Origin of the sequence: Pandoraea norimbergensis (assembly GCF_001465545.3) — a bacterium.
In the GTDB taxonomy this organism is placed as follows: Bacteria; Pseudomonadota; Gammaproteobacteria; order Burkholderiales; family Burkholderiaceae; genus Pandoraea; species Pandoraea norimbergensis.
Map to the genome: position 1 here is coordinate 2,712,501 of NZ_CP013480.3, position 21,223 is coordinate 2,733,723.

20 protein-coding genes are annotated in these 21,223 nt (G+C 61.7%); 18 read left to right on the top strand and 2 right to left on the bottom strand.

The genetic code is table 11. The features are described 5' to 3' along the window. Window positions 1-45: 45 nt before the first annotated feature. Window positions 46-1,386, bottom strand: a complete 1,341-nt coding sequence (locus AT302_RS11925; protein WP_058378635.1) for an aminotransferase-like domain-containing protein — start codon at window positions 1,384-1,386, stop codon at window positions 46-48. A gap of 80 nt (window positions 1,387-1,466) precedes the next feature. Here AT302_RS11925 and AT302_RS11930 point away from each other — a divergent pair, with 80 nt between their 5' ends. The 15 genes from AT302_RS11930 (at window position 1,467) to AT302_RS12000 (ending at window position 16,991) form a co-directional block, all read left to right on the top strand. Then, entirely contained in the window at window positions 1,467-1,970 is a 504-nt protein-coding gene (locus AT302_RS11930) for a PaaI family thioesterase (RefSeq protein ID WP_058378636.1), read from the top strand. A 517-nt stretch (window positions 1,971-2,487) separates the two neighbouring features. Continuing rightward, on the top strand, window positions 2,488-3,993 hold the full coding sequence (locus AT302_RS11935; protein WP_058378637.1) for an amidase: 1,506 nt from the start codon (window positions 2,488-2,490) through the stop codon (window positions 3,991-3,993). 57 nt (window positions 3,994-4,050) lie between these two features. Then, complete coding sequence (locus AT302_RS11940) at window positions 4,051-5,370, top strand: MFS transporter (RefSeq protein WP_064675074.1); 1,320 nt, start codon at window positions 4,051-4,053, stop codon at window positions 5,368-5,370. Window positions 5,371-5,532: 162 nt separating this feature from the next. Beyond that, window positions 5,533-6,264: a TenA family transcriptional regulator gene (locus AT302_RS11945; protein ID WP_058378638.1), complete on the top strand. Its 732-nt coding sequence runs from the start codon at window positions 5,533-5,535 to the stop codon at window positions 6,262-6,264. A 67-nt stretch (window positions 6,265-6,331) separates the two neighbouring features. Then, on the top strand, window positions 6,332-7,786 hold the full coding sequence (locus AT302_RS11950) for an aldehyde dehydrogenase family protein (protein WP_058378639.1): 1,455 nt from the start codon (window positions 6,332-6,334) through the stop codon (window positions 7,784-7,786). A 31-nt stretch (window positions 7,787-7,817) separates the two neighbouring features. Continuing rightward, window positions 7,818-8,297 carry a GlcG/HbpS family heme-binding protein gene (locus tag AT302_RS11955; protein ID WP_058378640.1) on the top strand — a complete coding sequence of 160 codons (480 nt, stop codon included), beginning with the start codon at window positions 7,818-7,820 and terminating at the stop codon, window positions 8,295-8,297. A 14-nt stretch (window positions 8,298-8,311) separates the two neighbouring features. After that, entirely contained in the window at window positions 8,312-9,355 is a 1,044-nt protein-coding gene (locus AT302_RS11960; protein WP_058380280.1) for a 2Fe-2S iron-sulfur cluster-binding protein, read from the top strand. 88 nt (window positions 9,356-9,443) lie between these two features. Continuing rightward, on the top strand, window positions 9,444-9,755 hold the full coding sequence (locus tag AT302_RS11965; RefSeq protein ID WP_058378641.1) for a 2Fe-2S iron-sulfur cluster-binding protein: 312 nt from the start codon (window positions 9,444-9,446) through the stop codon (window positions 9,753-9,755). A 357-nt stretch (window positions 9,756-10,112) separates the two neighbouring features. After that, window positions 10,113-10,388, top strand: coding sequence for a 2Fe-2S iron-sulfur cluster-binding protein (locus tag AT302_RS11970; RefSeq protein WP_058380281.1), 276 nt, complete (start codon window positions 10,113-10,115; stop codon window positions 10,386-10,388). A 5-nt stretch (window positions 10,389-10,393) separates the two neighbouring features. Further along, window positions 10,394-11,347: an alpha/beta hydrolase gene (locus AT302_RS11975; RefSeq protein ID WP_058380282.1), complete on the top strand. Its 954-nt coding sequence runs from the start codon at window positions 10,394-10,396 to the stop codon at window positions 11,345-11,347. 103 nt (window positions 11,348-11,450) lie between these two features. Then, entirely contained in the window at window positions 11,451-12,125 is a 675-nt protein-coding gene (locus AT302_RS11980) for a GntR family transcriptional regulator (protein WP_058378642.1), read from the top strand. A gap of 268 nt (window positions 12,126-12,393) precedes the next feature. Next, a complete protein-coding gene (locus AT302_RS11985; RefSeq protein WP_058378643.1) occupies window positions 12,394-15,285 on the top strand; it encodes an autotransporter family protein in 2,892 nt (963 codons plus the stop codon). A gap of 87 nt (window positions 15,286-15,372) precedes the next feature. After that, complete coding sequence (locus AT302_RS11990; RefSeq protein WP_058380283.1) at window positions 15,373-15,585, top strand: DUF4287 domain-containing protein; 213 nt, start codon at window positions 15,373-15,375, stop codon at window positions 15,583-15,585. Between the two features lie 53 nt (window positions 15,586-15,638). Beyond that, complete coding sequence (locus AT302_RS11995) at window positions 15,639-16,121, top strand: RidA family protein (protein WP_058378644.1); 483 nt, start codon at window positions 15,639-15,641, stop codon at window positions 16,119-16,121. A gap of 114 nt (window positions 16,122-16,235) precedes the next feature. Continuing rightward, the gene (locus AT302_RS12000) at window positions 16,236-16,991 is read left to right on the top strand and encodes a sulfite exporter TauE/SafE family protein (protein ID WP_058378645.1); all 756 of its coding nucleotides are present in this window, start codon (window positions 16,236-16,238) and stop codon (window positions 16,989-16,991) included. A 109-nt stretch (window positions 16,992-17,100) separates the two neighbouring features. On the opposite strand, the gene AT302_RS12005 is transcribed toward AT302_RS12000, so the two are convergent. Then, window positions 17,101-17,808: an XRE family transcriptional regulator gene (locus tag AT302_RS12005; protein ID WP_058378646.1), complete on the bottom strand. Its 708-nt coding sequence runs from the start codon at window positions 17,806-17,808 to the stop codon at window positions 17,101-17,103. A 178-nt stretch (window positions 17,809-17,986) separates the two neighbouring features. On the opposite strand from AT302_RS12005, the gene AT302_RS12010 reads away from it, so the two are divergent. The 3 genes from AT302_RS12010 to AT302_RS12020 are packed head-to-tail and all read left to right on the top strand — an operon-like array spanning window position 17,987 to window position 21,123. Further along, entirely contained in the window at window positions 17,987-18,904 is a 918-nt protein-coding gene (locus tag AT302_RS12010) for an ABC transporter substrate-binding protein (protein ID WP_058378647.1), read from the top strand. 32 nt (window positions 18,905-18,936) lie between these two features. Beyond that, window positions 18,937-20,085, top strand: a complete 1,149-nt coding sequence (locus AT302_RS12015; protein WP_058378648.1) for an LLM class flavin-dependent oxidoreductase — start codon at window positions 18,937-18,939, stop codon at window positions 20,083-20,085. A gap of 33 nt (window positions 20,086-20,118) precedes the next feature. Next, a complete protein-coding gene (locus AT302_RS12020) occupies window positions 20,119-21,123 on the top strand; it encodes an aliphatic sulfonate ABC transporter substrate-binding protein (protein ID WP_084656180.1) in 1,005 nt (334 codons plus the stop codon). The last annotated feature ends 100 nt before the right edge of the window (window positions 21,124-21,223 follow it).

The following is a 21,223-nucleotide window of genomic DNA, read 5'->3' on the forward strand; positions in this document are numbered from 1 at the left end:
TTTGGGGGCTGAGCGGAGGCGGGGGGAATCTCCTCCGCGTCTCGCTCAGATCGGCAGGTGCTCGATGACGTGACGAACCTCCGTCAGCACCGGATGGACTTGTTCCAAAGGCATCGAACTCAAGCCCAGCCGCAACGCGTGGGGCACGTGCTGTGTCGTTGCATATGCCTCGGCTTTCGACGCGGCGATGCCACGGGCTGCCAGCGCGGCAACCACCTGATCCATGCGCAAGCCCTCCGGCAGCGGCAGCCAGAGGAATTGCGACGACGGATGCGCCACCATTCCCATGCCATGAAGTACTTCGCGCGCGAGCGTCTGGCGACGTCGCGCGTCCTCACGCTGAAACTGCTCCTGTTGCGTCACGATGCCGCTGGCGAGCCAACGCGTCGCGATCGCCGTCACCATGCTGGACAAGCTCCAGAAACTGGCGCGTACCACGCGTTTCGTCCTCGCTGCGTGCTCTTGCGGCACCACCACATAGCCGAATCGCAATCCCGTCGCCACACTCTTTGAAAGACTCGACACGTAGATCGTCCGCTCAGGTGCCAGTGTGACGATGGGCCGCGCCGCGCCGTCCACGAGATACGCGTAGGTGGCATCTTCGATAATCAGACAATCGTGGCGGCGAGCGATGTCCACCAGTTGTTTGCGCTGGGCTGCGCTCAGTACCCAGCCGAGTGGGTTGTGCAGTGTCGGCATGACGTAGATGGCACGAACGGCACCGCGACGGCAAAGATCGTCGAGGGCGTTCAAGTCGGGGCCGTTGTTGGCCGACGGCACGGGTCTCAGGGCAAGCTCGCTCAAAGCGGCGGCCATCTTGAAGCCGGGATAGGTCAGGGCGTCGACGGCGACTTCATCATTCGGTCGAAGGAACGTACGTATGGCGACGTCGAGACCTTGCTGCGCACCGCCCACGAGAAACACCTGTTCGGCGGTGGCGCGAATGTTTCGCGCCTGAAGAAGATGATCCGCGACGATCTGCCGCTCGTGAAGCCTCCCACCGGGCGGCTGCTGATGCATCAGCGCGCTCAAGTCGCCTGATGACGCTAACTCCCTGAGCGTGGTGCGCAACAGTTCGCTCTGCCCCGGCCACGTCGGATGGTTGAATGACAAGTCGACCGATTGCGAACTGAGCCGGGCCTCGTCGTCGATATCCCACTCGCGTTGTGCCGGGCGGTCTCGCACGAACGTGCCGCGTCCGACTTCCCCGACGACGAGCCCCATGGCCTGCAAACGGCCATAGACCTTGCTCGCGGACGCAATGGCAATGCCGTACTGCGCCGCCAGCTTGCGGTGCGTCGGCAAGGCAGTGCCGGGCAGCAGCGCGCCGCGCCGGATTTCGCCGGACAGATGCTCCACCGCCGCCGTAACAGGGGATTCGGACATGATTGTACGTAGGACAATTTCTTGATTGTCCGATTCTAGGCAGACAAACTCCCGAGAGCAATCTTTCAATGGGAGCTGTCATGTCCGATGTGTTCGATGGGGCCGGGGAAACGAAACATCTGCCGGTGCTGCATTATCTGCGCCGCCAATTGGCGGGCACGCTTCGCACCGAAGATCAGACACACATGCGCTATCCGACAGCGATTTCCAATCTGCTTGGATTTCGCATCGTCGAGATCGACGCGGCAATGGCGGTTATCGAGCTGGATGCCAATGCGGAGATTCATGGCAATCAGCAAGGCACAGTGCATGGCGGCTTGCTGTGTGAACTGGCCGACGCGGCCATCGGCACAGCGCATTCGACCCTGATGGCGGACGGGGAAACGTTCACGAGCATTGACCTGAAGGCGACGTTTCTGCGCCCGGTCTGGGTGTCCCGGCTGACGGCTCACGCATGGGCGACGCACCAAGGGCGAACCGTGTCTCACTATCTGTGTGAAATCAAACGTGATGACGGCAAAGTGGTCGCCCGGGTGGATAGCGCTGTGATGACGTTACGAGGCGAGCATGCGAGGGGCAGGTGACGGTTGGCCGGTTTAAACGGCCGATTGAGTTCCTTAACCTATCTTGTCAGCATTTTTTCAGACCCGAAGACACTACAATCTTTATCGACGTGCATGGTTTAACAAACAATCTTATAAACACCATACTCACATGTCGAATACTCAATGGGTCATGCGCATTGCAGTAATCATAATGCTGCTAATAGGTGTCTGGGCTCGAAGGCAGCATCGAATTACCGACCTCCGCACGCCCAAGAAAGAACCTCGCATATCGGTGCGCAACATGAGGCTTTTGGGCTATGCGACTGGCCTGATGTTGTCTGGGGGATTTTTTTATTACAACTACACCATCGGGGCATTGCGCCCGCTCTGTGCGGCGCTTGGGGTGTCAAGTTGCAGCTAGAAACTCACGCGAGCGGGTAATCCGCGCCAGACGTGCATTTGCCGGGCATTAAGCACAAACCCTTATCATCAGGTCCCTTGACAGGGCAAATTTGTCGTCGGATGGTATACAGAATACTGAAAAGGGTATTCCACGATGACAGATTCCACGGTCGACGCTCGCAGCGCCGGTACGCCTTCAGGATCGGGGGCCACGGATGCGCAGTGGCACCACGCCTCGATTTCCGCCGCTCAGGCAGCACTGGCGCGGCAAGACACCACATCAACGGTGCTCGTCGCGGCCTGCGAAGCCGCATGGCATCGCGACCATCCGCGCCTGAACGCGGTGGTTGTCAGCGACTTCGACCGCGCGCACGCCGTGGCACGCGAGCGCGACGCCGAACGCCGCGCTGGCAACGTACGCGGGCCACTGCATGGCGTGCCGTTCACGATCAAGGAGTCGTTCGACGTTGCGGGCTGGCCCACTACCGTCGGCGACCCGGCATTTACGGGCAACGTCGCAACGCGTCACGCGACGGTGGTTCAGCGTCTAGAAGACGCTGGCGCCATCTTGCTCGGCAAGACCAATGTGCCGATCTGGCTGCGCGACTGGCAGAGCTACAACGAGGTATACGGCACGACGCGCAACCCGCACGACCTCACGCGCACGCCGGGCGGTTCGTCGGGTGGCAGCGCCGCAGCGGTCTGTTCAGGCATGTCTTTCTTCGATGTGGGCTCGGATATCGGCTCCTCGATCCGTAACCCCGCGCATTACTGCGGCATCTTCTCGCACAAGAGCACGCACGGTCTCGTACCCCTTGATGGGCATGGCTTACCGGGCGGCGCTACGTTTCCCGACATCAACGTGGCCGGTCCGCTCGCCCGCAGCGCGGACGACCTGCAATCGGTGCTCTCGGCCATTGCGGGCCCCACGGCCGACGCGGCCTGCGCCGTGCGTTTCGAGTTGCCGCGCTCCCACGCCAAAGACCTCAGCGAGATTCGTTTCGGCATTCTGCCCAACCACCCGGTCGCAGAGGTCGACACCGACGTGGAGCAATGCATCGTGGCGCTCGGCAAAGACCTGGAACGACGCGGCGCACACGTGCAGTGGAATGCCAAACCGTCGCTGGACGCCGCCGAGTTGCTGCGCGTCTATATGTTGCTGCTGCGCGCGGCCACCAGCGGTTATCTCGGGGAAGACGCGTTTGCCGCCTCCGTTTCGTCCGCTGCCGAGGCGTCTGCCGACGATCTGAGCTATGCCTCGCTCCAGCATGTGGGCGCTGTCATGCGGCATCGCGACTGGCTCAAGCTCCAACCGCTGCGTGAGAGCTTCGCCGCCGCGTGGCGCGCGCTGTTCGAACAGGTCGACGTGTTGCTCTGCCCGGTGGCCGCGACGGCCGCGTTCCCGCTGAACGAACAGGGGGCGCCATGGCAGCGCACGCTTGAGGTGAACGGACGCGCACAGCCTCTCACCACACAGCTTTTCTGGGCCGGGCACTCCGGCCTGTGCGGCTTGCCCTCGACCGTCGCCCCCGCAGGGCGCACGGCACAGGGGCTGCCAGTGGGCGTTCAGATCGTGGCTCCGCTGTATCACGACCTGCGCTCGATTCACGTAGCCAGATTGCTTGAAGCCGCCGGCTACACCTTTCAACCACCGACCTGATGCACCGGAAATCTCACCCACTCCACAAAACCCAAGACACCTAAGGAGGACACCGCTATGTCCTGGCTGAACTCACTGTCGAAGAACGAGAAGCGTGCCTTCGCGGGCACCTTCATCGGCCACACGGTCGACGTCTACGACTTCATGATTTACTCGTTTCTCATCCCGGTGCTGCTGACGACCTGGAGCATGAGCAAGGCGACGGCGGGCAGTATCGTCACCTACACGCTGATTGCTTCGCTGGTCGGGGCCGTCGGGGCAGGGCTGCTCGCCGACCGTTACGGCCGCGTGCGCATCCTGCGCTGGACCATCGCCTTGTTTGCGCTTGCCTGTTTTGCCTGCGGTCTCACCAACTCGCCCACGCAGTTGGCCGTGTTCCGCATCATTCAGGGGCTGGGCTTCGGCGGGGAGTCGTCGTTGTGCATGGTGCTCGTCATGGAGACCATTCGTAACCCGGCCCATCGCGGCAAGTTCTCGGGCTTCACCGCCAGCAGCTATTCGTTCGGCTGGGCGCTCGCGGCCATCGCCTACAGCGTTATCTTCAATTGGCTGTCGCCGGAATGGGCATGGCGCGTGTGTCTGTTCATCGGCGTGGCACCCGCACTGCTGGTGTTCTGGCTGCGTCGCAATCTCGAAGAACCGGAGGCCTTTACCCGCACGCTCGAAGCACGTAGCAAGACAAGCCCGCTCAAGACGCTGCGTGGCGTGTTCAGCGGCCCACTGCTGGGGCGTACTTTCCTGTGCAGCCTGCTCTCAGGGGGCATGCTCGGCGCTTATTACGCCATTGCTACGTGGATGCCGACTTGGCTCAAGACGGAGCGGGGTCTCTCGGTGACCGGCACCGGCATGTGGCTGGCGATCACCATCGTGGGCTCCATTGTGGGTTACGCCGTGGGCGCGTGGTGCACGGACAAGCTTGGCCGCCGGCCGACCTACATCCTGTTCGCGCTCGGGGCATTTGTGATGAGCATCGCGTACATGCTGATTCCGGCGCCCATGCCCGTCATGATGGTGCTCGGCTTCCTGATGGGCGTATTGATGCAGGGCACCTTCGCGGGGGTGGCAGCAACGATTTCAGAGACGTATCCCCACGAAATTCGCGCGACCGGCTATGGCGTGGCTTATAACGCAGGACGTGTCATCGGCTCGTTCTTCCCCTTCATGGCAGGTTGGCTTGCCACGGGGCATACGACGCTCACACTGGCGATTCCGATTGTTGCCGCAGTGGGTTACGGCATGGTGATCGTCGCTGCGTGGCTGCTGCCTGAGACGAACGGTATTGCGCTTGACGCGATCGAACCTGCTTACACCGGCACGGCAGACACGGCCAGCGCCACGTCGACGCCCATGGCCCACGTTGTCCGTAACCGGACATAAGGCGGCCGTCTGATTTCCATCGTTAGCGCGGGATAGCCCCCGCACAGGTAATTCATTGGATTGGCATTTTTCCAAAAACTGTATACAGTGTACCAAATGGCAATTCGAAGCCCGGCATCGCCTGATGCGAAGGCTTATCCACTTGAAACCAAGGAGTCTGAAATGGCAGAGCTGATGGACCGCGAGACTTTCCGTGCGGCACTCGAAGAAGCAATCAAGGGCAAGAGCGCGAACAAGGCACCGTTCAGCGTGGCGTGGGCGAGCGGCAAGCTCTCGCGTGCGCACCTCGCCCGCTGGGCAGAAAACCATTACCACTACGTGGGGCCGTTCGCCGATTACCTCGGCTATCTGTATGCCCGCACGCCGGACCACATGACCGAGGCGAAGGACTTCCTGCTCGCCAACATGTACGAGGAGGAAATCGGGGGCGATCGCCACACCGACTTGCTGATCCGCTTTGCCGAAGCTTGCGGCACGACCCGTGAACGTGTGGTGAATCCCGACAACATGTCGCCGACCACGCGTGGCCTGCAAAGCTGGTGCTACGCGGTTGCCATGCGCGAAGACCCGGTGGTTGCCGTTGCCGGGCTGGTCGTCGGCCTCGAATCGCAGGTGCCGTCCATTTATCGCAAACAGACGCCCACGTTGCGCGACACGTACAAGTTCACCGACGAGGAAGTCGAGTTCTTCGACCTGCACATCGTCTCGGACGAAATTCACGGCGAGCGCGGTTACCAAATCGTGCTGGAGAACGCGAACACGCCGGAATTGCAGCAGCGCTGCCTGAAGATTTGCGAAATCGGTGCGCAAATGCGTCTGCTCTATACGACGGCGCTGTACTACGACTACGTCGAAAACGAGATTCCGCTGCCCGAGCTTGGGCTTGCGGCCTGATCGACATCCGGCGACCCGCGCCATAGCGGCGCGGGTTTTTCAGCCCTTTTGCAGGACCGTTGCCTTCATGACTACCGTTCCAACGTTTCTGAATTACATCGACGGCGAATGGTGTGCGAGCCGCTCGGGCGCCACCTTCGAGAACGTCAATCCGGCCGACACGCGCGACGTGGTCGGTCAGTTTCAATCCTCGGGCGAGGCTGACGCACAAGCCGCCGTGCGCGCTGCTGCCGCCGCGTTCGCCAGTTGGAAACGCCTCTCGACGGGAGCCCGCGCCAAGATGCTGTTGAGCGCCAGTGCCTATCTGGAACAGCACGCCGCCCGCTTCGGCGAAGAACTCACGCGTGAGGAGGGCAAGCAGAAGAGCCTCGCAATCGATGAATTCATGCGCGCCGCCCAGACCATTCGGTATTACGCGATCGAAGCGCAGTCGTATGGCGGCGAGACCTTTCCTAACGATGACGCCGACATGACGGTCTATACCGTGCGCGAGCCGTTGGGTGTGGTCACCGTCATCTCGCCATGGAACTTCCCCGTGTCGATTCCGGCGCGAAAGATTGCTCCGGCGCTGATCTGCGGTAACACCGTCGTATTCAAACCGGCTTCTGACGCCCCGTTGAGCGGGCTGCGCCTGACCGAAGCCTTCGTGCAGGCCGGTATTCCCAAGGGGGTACTGAATTTCGTCACCGGCAGTGCCAGCGCGGTGGGGCCGGTACTGGTCGGTGCGCGAGAAGTGAAAGCGATCTCGTTCACTGGATCGACCTCCGCTGGCGAACAAATCCACCGTGCGGCGTCGATGTCGACGCGTACCCAGATGGAACTCGGCGGGAAGAACCCGCTGATCGTGCTCGATGCGCAAGACATCGACCGTGCCGTCGATCTCACGGTCAAGGGCGGCTTCTCTCTCTCCGGTCAGGCATGCACCGGCACGAGCCGCGTGCTTGTAGCCCGGGAGATTCGTGCTGCGTTTGTCGAACGCCTGGTTACTCGAACCGCTGCGCTCAAGATCGGCAACGGGCTGCAACCCGGCATCGATATCGGTCCGCTGGCCACGGCAGGGCAGTTGCGCACGGTGCTCGACTACATCGAGATCGGCAAGCGCGAAGCCACACTGGTCTGCGGTGGTGAGCAACTCATGCATGACACCTACGCGCACGGCTATTTCGTCGCGCCGGCCATCTTCACCGACGTGCCGCGCGACGCCCGTATTGCAAGGGAAGAGATTTTCGGCCCTGTCATCTCGGTGATCGATGTCGACGGTTACGACGACGCCCTCGCGGTCGCCAACGATAGCGACTACGGGCTCGCGGCCTCGCTGGTGACTCAAGACGTCCGCCTGATGCATCGCTTCGCCAACGATATCGAAGCCGGCACTGTGAAGATCAATCGCACGACGACCGGCAATCTCGTCAATGCGCCGTTTGGCGGTCTCAAGCAGTCGAGCACGGCCACGTTCCGCGAATCGGGGCGTGACGGCCTTGAGTTCTATCAGCAGATCAAAACGGTCTATCGCGGCGTCTGACGCCCATTTTCTACGACATTTCTCATCAGCCATGAAGCCATTTTTCAAACTCGAACTTGCCGAAGCCCGGCACATGATTGCGGCAGCCGTTGCCCGCTCGCAGAACATCGGCGTGCTCGAATCGATCTGCGTGGTCGATGAAGGCGGGTTCCCGCTGGCACTGGAGCGCATGGACGGCGGACGTATTACCGGGCCACAGATCGCATGGAACAAAGCCTTTACGGCTGCCGGCCACAAGCGCTCGACGCACCTGTTCACCACGCCGCCCAACGGGCCCGCACTGCCGGGCAATGAGGCGTTCGGCATTCAATGGAGCTTCGAAGGGAAGTTTGCCGCCTTCGTCGGGGGATTCCCGATCGTGGTCGACAACCAGGTGGTGGGCGGCATCGGCCTGTCAGGTGGTAATGGCGAACAGGACACACAGGCCGGGCTCGCAGGCCTCGAAGCATTGCAGGATCTGCTGCGCCAGAGCGGGCGGGAAGTGCTTGTTCAGGCCGATATCAAGCTTTGACGCAGGGGGCGCGCGTGAGCTATCGAATCACATGGATCGAAGCGCAGCAAAGCTTCGAGGCGACGCCGGACGAAACCGTACTTGAAGCGGCCCGGCGTGCAGGGGTTGTGCTGCCGTCCGAGTGCGAGTTTGGCGGTTGCGGCACCTGCCGCGTCAATGTGCGGCAGGGGCAAGTGCATTACGACGAACATCCACCCGCGTTGTCGCAAGAGGAAGCTGACGCCGGTGACGCGCTCTTGTGTCAGGCGCATGCGCGCTCCGACCTCGCGATCAGTACCGAGCGCGTGCTCGCGGCGCCCGAACCGGCGCGCCGACGCAAGGCGAGGGTGCTGCACAAGGAATCGTTGACAGAGGACGTGACCCGTCTGGTGCTGACCTTCGCCGACGATACGCCGTGGGGGTTCCGCCCCGGGCAGTACCTCAACGTGTTGCCGGGCGATACTGGGCCCCGGAGTTTTTCGATCGCGTCAGCGCTCGATGCCACCCTGACAGACGGCGCCGGCGCAGCGACCTCTCTGGAGCTGCATATCCGCAAGATCGAAGGCGGCCACTTTACCCAAACGCGCCTGAGCGCGCTTCGCCCCGGCGACACGCTCGATGTCGAAGCGCCGCTAGGCGGGTTCGGGTATCACGAGGACGACTACCGGCCCATCGTGATGGTCGCGACCGGCACGGGCATCGCACCGCTGCGCAGCATGCTCGCCGGTATGCTGGCCAGCGGCGATACGCCACCGATTGATTTGTATTGGGGCGGCCGGACGCAGTCGGCGCTTTTTTTGCATGAAGAGCTGACGCAACTCGCCGAACAACACGAAGACTTCCGCTATGTACCGGTGCTGTCGCGCCCGGATAGTGCGTGGCAGGGCGCCCGCGGGTATGTGCAGGATGCCGTGCTGTCAGATCATCCCGATCTGTCCGAGCACGCGCTGTACCTGTGTGGTTCGCCCGTCATGATTGACGACGCGCGTCGTGCATTCATCGCTCAAGGGGCAAGCGTCCGGTATGTCTATGTCGACAGTTTCACGTTCCAGCATGTGCCGGTTGACGTCGCTGCGTGAGTGCATCGGGCAGGCAACGTTATGTTGTAAAGTCATTATATAAACGGTATACAGTATACGTAATGACGTTTGAGTCTCAGGAGGATGCATGCCAGTCGTCGTGTTTCGCCGGAACGGGCAAACGTACCGGGAAGAAGTGAAGGCCAATACCAACCTTGTCGTGCGCGCGGGCATCAAGCAGTTCCCGTTCCCGCATTTGCGCTACGAGTGCGGCATGGGCAAATGTGCTCGCTGCGCCTGCCGGGTTTTGTCTGGTGAAGAACATTTGCCGGCGCCCAACTGGAAAGAGAAGAAGCAATTAGGCGATCGGCTCGACGCGGGTTTCCGGCTTGTCTGCCAGCTTTGGATCGAGCACGACATTGAACTGGAGCAGGCCGACGACCTGCCGGCGGCGCTCTGAGCGCGGCCCGGAGCCGCGTATCTGCAACGAGGAAAGCGAATGTACATCGTATTGACGAGCCGGCCGGGCGAGTATCGCAGCGAGCCGACTACGGGCATCACACCGGTCGAAACCCATGACTACTTCTACGGCACGCGCCACGTCGCGGCGTTTGTCGTCGCAAAGCTTGACGGACAGGCGCGCGTGAGGATCGTCGAGGAAGCCCCGCCCCACGGCGCCAATCTGGTGCCGACCAAGTTCTACGAGAAGTTTGAAAGCGTGTCCGATGCCCTGACCTCGCTCGAAGCGCTGGTCGGGCACGATCACGCGCAAGCACGGCTCAGTCGCCGGGAGCCGGCGCCACCGGTTGCTGCCACGGTGCAGATTACGTTTCTGAGCAATGGCAGCAAGTGCGTTGAGGCGCCGCCAAACAGCAATCTGTTGCGTGTGTCTTTGCGCGAGAAGGGCGGCATTCCGTTCAAGTGCGGCGGCGGGCTGTGCGGCACGTGCCGTTGCCGGGTCGAGACCGGCCGCGAACATACGGATGAAGTCAAACAGAAGGAGCGACGCCATCTCAGCCCCGAAGACCTTGAGAACGGCTACCGGATGGCTTGCCAGACCTTTATCAACGGCGATGTGAGCGTGTCATGGTGAGTGAGATGATCCGTGTGACCGAACCCTTCGGAGCATTGCCGCGTGAGCAACAACGCCAGATGCTGGACTTGGGGCCACGTTGGAACGACGACATCATTGCGCACCGCAAGGCCGTCATCGACTGCTATTCGCCGTTACTTGCCTTAGCGCCGAAGAGTCCTCATGTGGAACGGGATCTCGCTTACGGCACGCATCCCCGGCAAGTGCTCGATGTCTTTGCGCCGGTCGACGGGGAGCGGGCGAGCGACGCCGAGGGCTTGCGTGAGGCCGTGCTGTTCGTGCACGGCGGCGCGTTTGTGCGCGGTAACAAGAGCGTGAATGGTGAAATCTACGACAACGTCTGTCACTGGTTTGCCCGCCAAGGGTTTGTCGCCATTAACGTGGAATATCGGCTGGCCGACGACGCGCCTTGGCCGGGCGGCGCAGAAGATACGGCACAAGCGCTCGCGTGGGTACGTGAACACGCGGCGGCCTGGCGCATCGATCCCGCGCGTATTTTCCTCATCGGCCATTCAGCGGGCGGTACTCACGCGGCAGGGTGTCTGTTTGATCCTGCGCTGACGTCGGCGTGCAGCGAGCGGGCGCCAGACGTGGCGGGGCTTGTGCTGATCAGTGCGCGCTTGTTCGCCGACGTCGATCCACGCAACCCCAATGCGAGCCCGGTGCGTGCGTATTTCGGTGCAGACGAGACCCGATACGTCGAGCGGTCGCCGCTCACGCATGCCGCACGCCACCCGGTGCCAACGATGATCGCCGTTGCCGAGTATGAAAACCGGTTTCTCGACGACTACGGCGCGGCATTCTTCCAACGGCTTTTGCGAGCGCGCGGCGTCGCACCACGGTTCGTGCAACTGCGCGGACATAACCACACGTCGATCGTGGCCCACTTCAATTCCGGCGAGGACTGGCTGGGACGCGAGATGCTGGCGTTCATGGCATCGGTACCACGCCGCACCTGAGTCCACAGGCCGACCCCGTATCGTGTACAGTCTACAAAATGCCGTGCGCTGCTAGAATGCTGCGCAATATCGTCGTAACGACAGGTTTGTGGAGATTGGAATTATGGTGCGGGGAGCCACAGGGGCAAACGGACGCGAGCCGATCATGCATCAGCAGTTGTCGGATCTGGTGATCAGTCGTTTGCGCGCATCGATTACCTCGGGGGAGTACAAACCGGGTGACCGGCTGGTCGAAGGCCGGATTGCCGAGGAGCTGGATGTCTCGCGTGTCCCCGTGAGAGAGGCGCTGCGTGCGTTGGCCGTAGAAGGACTTGTCGAGGTGCGACCACGCCACGGGGCGGTGGTCGCCTCGTTCGATCCTGCCTCAGCGCGCGAGCTTGTGCAGATTCGCGCCACCCTCGAAGGGCTCAATGCTCGTCTGGCCGCGGAGCGTTGCACGCCGGAATTGGTCAAGAAGATCGAAAAAGTCTTGCAGGAAGGCAACGCCAAAGTTGCCGCAGGAGAGACGGCCAGTCTGCTGGAGCTCAATGCCCGCTTTCACGATCTGCTGTACACCGCGGGCGCCAACTCGATGCTCGCCGACCTGATGCGCTCGATGCGCGACCGCTCGCGCATGCTCTTTGTGAATGCCAACGACGAAGAAGTGCGCATCACATGGGAAGAGCACGCCGCAATCCTTCGGGCAGTGCAGTCCGGAGACGCAGCATTTGCGGCGTTGCTTGCCGAGCGCCACGTCACGCGAGCGGCTCAGTACTATCTCGATCACATGGCACGTTGATTGCCGATATCCGAAAAATAGAATTAAAAGATATTTTCGGTAATTTAAATTATCTCTTCGCCTGCGAATGGCAGAAACACTTGCCATTCAAAACAACGGCAACCTAGAATCGGCAATGCCCTCAAGGCGCCAATGGCTTTCTATTAGTTAGAGGTATTAATTAATAAGCCATGTCGGGCGCGTCTTTCATCTTGGTTTTTGTCTCGCCACGTGTATGGTCATGCGTGGTTTTGTTTTGCGAGATTCCAGGTATCAGGGAGACACCGTCATGCTCGTACGCGTGTGCAGCCTGTCCACGGGGTGGCCGTCCAAACCGTCCGTCATCACGCTAGCAAGTCTCTTGTGTGTGAGTCTCGCCGCAGGGAGCGCCAAAGCGCAGACATTGCCTGCGACTGCGCTAAGCGTCGGTAACGGCAAGACCCTGACGTACACCGACGGCAGCATGAACGTATCCACTGCCGTGCGCATTTCCGCGTCTGGTGGCAATCAGGCCTCTCTGACCTTCGCGCCGGCCAGTGCAATGTCGGTCACTAGCCCGACGAATACGGCAATTCAGGTCAGTGCGTCGGGAGCGGGCTCGGTGGCGAGCTTCGTCATCAACTCGTCCAGTGGATACGGTGTCGCCATTGCCGGCGTCGGTAACTTCTCCTATGGCGTTGTCGTCAGTGGAACCACGGGCGGACAAGCGAGCGCGGATCTTGGTTCGGGTACAACCATCACCACGGGTGGCGGACAGAGCGGTGCCGGGCTTTGGGCGACCACTGGCGGAACGATCAACGGCAATGCGGTCACGATCAACGCGTCCGGACCCTTTGCACAGGGCGCCGGTGCGGTTGGCGGCGGCGCCATATCGCTGACCAATTCATCCATTACGACGACCGGTATTAGTGGCTACGGATTATTGAACCGGGCGAGTCACGGGGCCTATGAAGGCACAGCAGCCTTGTCGTATCGCAACGGTACGATCACCACCAGCGGTGCTTCTGCGCACGGCGTGGATGCCGAGGGCAATGGCGGCACCGTGCTGCATAACACGACGATCGCCACGAGCGGCAATGGCGCGTACGGGATTCGACTGGTCGACTCCGACTTCGGCAGCGTGTCGACCGGCAGCCCCGAAGTCACCATCACGTCCGATGCGGGAGGCACACCGTCGACGGTCACAACCTCCGGGGCTAACGCGCATGCGGCGATGCTCGTCAATCTCTTTGCGGGCGATACGGCCCGTCTGAGCGCGTCGGGCACCACGTTCCATGCACAAGGTGCGGGTGCCTATGGCATGTATCTCACCGGCGTGCCGGGATCTGACGAAATCGTGTCGTTGGCCGGTTCGGTGGTTCGCAGCGACCAGTCGGATGCCATTCACGTCACCGGACCGACGGGCACGATTTCGCTGACATCAGGCGCATCGCTGATCGCAGGCCCCGGCGCTGCGGCACTCAACGTGAACGCAGACGGCACGTCTGCCGGCAACGTGGCGTTGTCATCCGACGCATCGACGCTCACCGGAACGATCCTCGTCGACACGGTGAGTACGGCCCAAGTGGCACTGCGAAACGGCACGGTCTGGAACGTGACCGGCAACTCCAACATGACCACGCTCGAGAACACGGCGAGCACGATCAACGTGTTGCCGACAGCGGCGCAGGCGAGCGCCCCGACATCGGCGTCGTCGTACACAAGCGTCAGCACCTCGGGCAACTACACCGGTAACAACGGCACGCTGGCGCTCAACACTTACCTCAATGCAGGGGGCGCGCTATCCAATCAGTTCACCGACCGTCTGTTGATCGGCGGCAATGCAACTGGCACGACGTTGGTCGATGTTCGCCCGGTCGATGCCAGCCCCGGTCCTGTCGCGACCTATCAGGCCCATCTGACCCGAGGCTTGCTCGGCGCGCCGACCGCGCATCTGTTCTCTGCGACCGATGGCATCTCGCTCATTCAGGTCGCGGGAATCTCCACGCCGAACGCGTTTGTGCTGAAGAACGGCTATGTGACGGCGGAGAATCTGCCGTTCCAGTACCACCTGTACGCTTATGGTCCGGGCTCGGAATATGGTGCGGCCAGCCCGGGACAGTCGCTGGTTGGCGCGACGGGGTCGTTCTGGGATTACCGGCTTCAGGGCGCCTTTGTCGATCCGGGCGGTGAGGTTGATCCGATTGATCCGGGTGTGCCGGAGCCAATTCCGCCCAACGCCCGCCCCGAGGTCGTGCCGCAGGTGGCGGCCTACTTGAGCGCGCCCGTGGCGCTGCTGTATGCGGGACTGGTGGATATCGATACGCTGCACCGCCGGCTAGGGGAGATTCGCGACGACCGCGATCTCGGGCGTGACAGCGGCGATGGGGAAGCCTTCGTCCGTGTCTATGGCGGGCACTTCAACTACCGCAGCAACCGCACGTTTCAGCAGTACGGCTACAACGCCGACGGGGATTACAGTGCGGTGCAATTCGGCGGAAACCTGTTCAAACGCCGCAACGAGGACGGGCTCTGGCGCTTCGGGCTGGCGGGCGCCATTGGCTGGCTGCATTTCGAACCTGATGCGGTCGATGGATACAGCAGCGGGTCAGGCAACACCTATCGGGTGTCGGGCTACGCGACCTACCAAAGCACGCAGGGGTGGTATGTCGACAACGTGCTGTCGTTTGGCTGGTTCGACGGGCGGGTGAGTACGAAAGCCTATGCCACCGCGTCAAACCTGAAGGGACGCGATGTCGCGTTGTCCGTCGAAGCCGGCTATCCGGTGGGTATCGGTGCCGGGTTGCAGCTTGAGCCGCAGGTGCAACTGGTTGGCCAGCACGTCGGGTTCAACAATCAGGTCGATGCCGACGATCTCGCCGTCAACATCGGAAGCCAGAATCAATTGCTGGGGCGCATCGGTATGCGGTTGACGCGCGCCTTCGAGGTGGGCAAAGGGCGGGTGACGCCCTATGTCGGCGTCGACTATCTGCACGCGTTTTCCGACGGGACGCATGTGACTGTCGGTGGCGTCGATTTCACCAGCGGCAAGCTGGGTGATGCGTTGCGTTTTTCGATCGGTGCTAACGCCACCATGTCCGAGACGATGTCGCTGTATGGGCGTGCGTCATGGTCCAAAGATATTGGCAATGCGGGCGTGCGCGGCTGGCTGCTCAACGTCGGCGCGCGGTTTCTGTTCTGAGCGCCGGGGGGAATTTGATCAGGCATGCAAATTGTTGCCAGGATCGTTAAGCTTGCCTGTCTGCAAGACGATCAGGAGACAATCAACATGACGACCGAAAAAGTAAAAGGCCCCGCATCCTACTTTCCTTCCATCGAGAAGACGTACGGCAAACCGATCAGCCATTGGTTGGCGATTCTGGACGAGATGAAAGGTGTAAAGCATATGGAACAGGTTGCCCGGCTCAAGTCGGAGCACGGATTAGGCCACGGACATGCCAATGCGCTGGTGGCTTATCAACGGGCACAAGCCGCGTCGTGAGTTGATCCATTAATATCAGCGCTTACCGATCAACACACGAGGCGAGGAAAGGCATGAACCGAGATAATCAGTGGCGGCGGGTTGCCGATCGATTCGGATTTCCGGTCGACGACGAGATCAAGGTCGGCGGGAAATACACGCCGGTGCTTATCGATGGCGATATGGCGTATGTCGCCGGACAGATCCCGAGAATCGGCGAAACGGTGCATTTCGTTGGCTGCGCGGGCGACACAATTTCGCTGGAAGAGGCGCGGCAGGCGGCCGGGGTTTCTGCGCTGCGGGCGCTTTCATTGATCCACCGTGCGTGCGGCAGCCTCGACGCGGTCGTCTCGGTACCCCGCATCAGCGTCTTCGTGCGAAGCGCGCCAGACTTCACGCTGCAAAGTGAAGTGGCCGATGGGGCTTCGGATGTCCTTTTTGAAGTCCTTGGAGAGTCGGGTGTGCACACGCGCACCTCGGTCGGCGTGCTTCAATTGCCCAAAGGCGCTGTCGCCGAAGTCGACTTCATCTTCAGAATCCGCCCGCCGGGCAATTAAGCATGCCTGTCGGATGCTATAAGCAAATCCGTATCGGCACATAGCGAAGTGCGATCGGCACGGCACGCCGTCACGCCCAGAATGCAATCACGAAGAGCGCAGACGGGGACGACGATGGATTCGGTGTATCTGGTGGTGATTCTGGGCACCATCGTGGCGGGTTTCATTCAGGGTTTGTCGGGCTTTGCCTTCGGGCTCGCCGCGATGTCCTTCTGGGCTTGGGTGCTCGATCCACGGCTCGCCGCCACGCTGGCCGTCTTTGGCGCGCTCTCAGGACAGATTCTCGCCGCCGTCACCATGCGGCGCGGCGTGGATTTCAAGCGGCTGCTGCCGTTCGTGCTGGGTGGCTTGCTCGGGATTCCACTGGGCGTAGCGTTGCTCCCGCGACTCGATATGGATTGGTTCAAGGCCATCCTCGGGACGCTGCTGGTGATCTGGTGTCCGACGATGTTGTTTGCCAGAAACTTGCCGCGGATCTCGTCGGGCGGGCGCGCGGCGGATGCGCTGGTGGGGATGGCGGGCGGGGTACTTGGCGGCGTTGGTGGGTTTGCTGGCACGCTGCCGACGCTGTGGTGCACTCTGCGAGGTGTCGACAAAGACGTACAGCGCGCCGTGATTCAGAACTTCAACCTGTCGATGCTGCTGGTGACGATGGGCACTTATCTGGCCACCGGTATCGTGACGCGCGACATGCTGCCGTTCTTCGGTATCGTTGCGCTTGCCATGCCCATCCCCACGCTGCTCGGCGCGAAACTCTACATCGGCATCAGCGAAGCCCGCTTTCGTCAGGTGGTGCTGGGTCTGCTGACGGCGTCGGGGGTGACGTTGCTGGCGTCGTCACTGCCGACGTTGTTTGAGCGGGGGCTATAGCGATGCCAAAGCACAAGAATTTGGTAATTAACGGCAGAAATCGAGCGTAAGAACCAAAATTTTGGGTCTTATCGAGATCAGTCTGCGAAACCGGTTAGCGCCATTCACCTCACAGCAATGCCCCGCGCCAGATCACTCGCCCTACGATGTCGAGACTCTCGAGCGGTGCCTGTATCGGTGCGTATTGCGCGTTGTCCGACGTGAGCGACACGACACCGCCCAACTGCCGCTGAAGCCGTTTGATGAGCAGGTCGCTGCCGTCGCGCAGCACATAGACTTCGCCATCGGCGACGTTCGCCACCTGACGGTCTACGACCAGCGTGTCGCCCGCTCGAAAGGTCGGCGACATGGCATTGCCTTCGACGCGCATGGTGGCCAGATGTACCGGATCGTAACCGTGTCTTGCCAGCCACTCCTGACAGAACGCCAGTTGAACCAGCTTTTCCGGTGAGGACGCCGGCACCGGGCAATCCGGCTCGCCGCCACGATAGAGCGGCAACAGCGTCAGATGGTTGTCAGGCCAAACATCTCGAACCACCGTCTCCATCGGGCCGCGCCCCGTCAACAGCCATTCCAGTGTCACGCCCCCCGCTTGTGACAGGGCAATGAGCACGCGCCTCGAAGGCTCGGCACCGTTCAGGTACTTCTGAAATCCACTCGCTGAAATACCCGCCTGCCGCACCAGTGCGCTCGCATTCCCGGCACGTGCCACCAGCAAACGCAGGCGTCCGATGAAATCGTCATCGGTCTCATGCACCGAGGCCACGACTGCCGTCTCGTCGATCTCCGCCTTCTGCACTTTCTCCGCTTTTGTCATGTGCCTCTCCCGTCGCAGTGCAGCGCTGGTATCCCGCCGCGACGATAACCATAGTGAAAAATATCATTAAGAACGTTCGCTATCAGGCAATAGAATCACCCCATAGCGAATTTCGCGTTGCATGATGATAGCGCAATGCGGATGTTTCAACACACTCGGTTGATGAAGGAGAGCACCAATGGCCGCATTGCGTATCGGCGTCCATCCCAACAATCTGCACCTGCAACTGGCCGCGCTGACGTGGCCGCTGCGCTGGCCCGAAACGCTCCTCACGCCGGACGGATTGCCTGCCGTGCAGTTCGTGGCCTACGGGGAAGGGCGCGACACGGGCCGGTTGATTGCGGACGACGTTATCGACGTCGGCGGTACCGGATCGACGCCCCCCGTGCTGGCCCAGCACGACGGTGTGCCGCTCGTCTATGTCGCAGCGTCTGCGCCGAGAGGCGCCAACGGGGCCCTCGTCGTACGGGCGGAAGACGGCCCCGGTGATGTACCCGGCCTCGCTGGCCGTCGCGTCGCACTGCTCGACGGGTCCTTTCACACATCGTTTCTTGCCGCCGTCCTTGAGCGAGAAGGCCTGTCGTTGCGTGACGTCGAACGTGTGGAGCTGGCACCTGCCGATGCCTACCGTGCACTGAGCGATGGTCAGGTCGACGCGTGGATCGCCATGGCGCCTTGGCTTGAGCGCGTGCGCAGCGAGGCGTCGCGGTGGCGTGTGCTGACGGATATCGGCCCCTACGTGCCCAACCGCTCCGTGTTCTGGGCACGCCGTGAGGCATTTCGTCAGCACACGGCGGCGCTCGATGCGGTGTTTTCCGCCCTGACGGCATTGGGCCGCGACGTCGCTGACGATCCCGCTCCCTATGCCGAGCGCCTGGCAGCGGCGGGTATTTCAGGGGCTGGCGCAACGTCATGGCACGCCGCACTTGCCGCGCGCGATTGGCAATTGCTGCCCTGCGATGCAGCGTTCTACGCCGAACAGCAAGGCGAAGCCGATCTGCTGCATCGACATGGCGACTTGTCGCACACCATCGATATCCGGCAGTCCGCCTCTGCGGCACCGCTGAATTTTTCAAGCGCTACCCACGCGCGCTGATTCTCCCAACACCTTGCTTCACGAGTCTTGCAATGAATGTCTACTGGTATCTCACAGCCCCCGACGGACACGCGCCGTGGACGACCGACGGCGCACGTACGATCAACTACCGTTACCTCCAGCAACTGGCGCGCGGCTACGACCACCTCGGCTTTACCGGCGCGCTATTTGCCACCGGGGCTCACGACGTCTGGGTGCTCGGCAGTTCACTGCTTCCCTACACAGAGGACATGAACTTTCTGCTGGCGATTCATCCCGGGCTCATCCAACCGACGTTGCTCGCCAAAATGGCGGCGACGTTTCAGGAATTCTCAAAAGGGCGGTTGCTGCTCAACGTCGTCTCGGGTGACGCCAAAATGCTGGGCGCCTACGGTATGAAGATTCCGCATGACGAGCGCTATCTGATGGCCGACGAGTACCTGACGATTTTCAAGCGTTTGTTCGCGGGCGAAACGGTGACGTACGAAGGCAAATACTTCAGCGTCGAGGGCGCAAAGCTGGCGTTGCCCGCCGGTAAGTCGATCCCGATCCCGCCGCTGTGGTTCGGCGGTTCGTCCGAACCGGCCATCGAAGTCGCGGCCAAGCATGTTGATACCTATTTGTCATGGGGAGAAACACCGGACGAGATCGAACAGCGCGTGAAACACGTCAACGCACGTGCGGCGCATTACGGCCGCCGCTTGTCGCACGGTGTTCGGTTGTACGTGATCTTGCGAGACACCGATGAGGCCGCATGGGCTGAGGCAGATCGCTTGCTCAGTTTGATGGATGACGATGCCATTGCCGCGAATCAGCGATTTGTCGGCGGCAGCGACTCCGTCGGGCAACGGCGCATGAGTGCGCTGCATCAGGGCAAACGTCCTGCGCGCGCCCGCGATCTCGAAATCGCGCCCAATCTCTGGTCGGGCCTCGGTCTGGTGCGCCCGGGCCCGGGCACAGCCATCGTCGGTTCGCCCGCGACCGTTATCAAGACGCTCAACGATTACGCCTCCCGGGGCATTGAGACATTCATCCTGTCTGGCATGCCGCTGCTCGAAGAGTCGTACCGCTTCGCCGAACAAGTGCTGCCGCATCTTCCCGTGCGACGTCGTGAAGTCGCCGAGAAGACATTCACGTGGTCGACGTTGTTCGATCGCGATCCCTCCACGCTCTCCACCGCCTCCGTGCCGCCACAGGCCTGAGCATTGCCGCGTTCATTTCCATCGGAATCCACTATGAATTTCACTTTCGACGTGCGCCGGACTTTCCGGCGCACGGGAGGGCGTCTTGCCTTCGCGGCCACCCTCATCGCATCGGCGCTTGCCGTCGCGGCGCTCCCGGTCAGTGCGCAAACCCGTGCCGACAGCATCACGTTACGCATCGCTTATCTCAAAGGCACCTCCGATCTGACGCTGGCGAAAGCCAAGGGCTCGCTCGATAAGGCATTGGCCGGGCAGGGCGTCAAAGTCGTCTGGGCCGGGCCATTCCCTGCGGCGGCACCGGCGTTTGAAGCGCTCAACGCCAATGCCGTCGATCTGACGAGCGGCAGCTCCACCTCGTTCGTGACATCGATTGCTGCCGGCGTGCCGATGGCAATCTTCGGCTATCAACCCATGACGGCGCGCAACGAAGCCATCGTGGTGCCGCGGGATTCGGCCATTCGTTCGCTGGCCGATCTGGCGGGCAAACAGGTCGCGGTCAACAAGGGCGGCACCGGCGAATACCTGCTCGTGCGCGCGCTGGTCAAGCACGGCATTGCGCCGGAGACGGTTAAGCGCCGTTATCTGTCGCCAAGCGATACCGGCAGCGCCTTCGTCGGTGGTGGCGTGGACGCATGGGCCACCTGGGACCCGTTCCTCTCCATCGCGCAGAACAACTACAACGCCCGCGTGCTGGCGGACGGTGCGGCCATCGGTTCGGACAACGCCGTGGGCTACTTCGTCCGGCAGGACTACCTCAAGGCGCACCCAGACGTGGTGAAGACGGTATTGCGCGTGCTGCGCGCAGAGAACGTGTGGACCGCAGCGCATCCGCGTGAGGCCGGACGCATCTGGGCGACGGAACTGAATCTCCCGGCGTCGCTCGCCGACAGACTCGGCGAGAACAACGTGTCGCCACTGCGGGCCGTGCTCCCTGAGGACGCCACACGCATCGAGAAGGTCGCCCACTGGTACGTGGACAACCGGATCATCCCTGCCTTGCCCGACGTACGCGCCCATGTCTCGACGGTGGCTGACTGAGTTGAACTGACTTCCTCGGAATGATTCCGTCGGACTGATTTCGTCGAACTAACGTCGACGTCCTCGCAATAGCACAAGCCGGCACTGATCGGCTCACTCA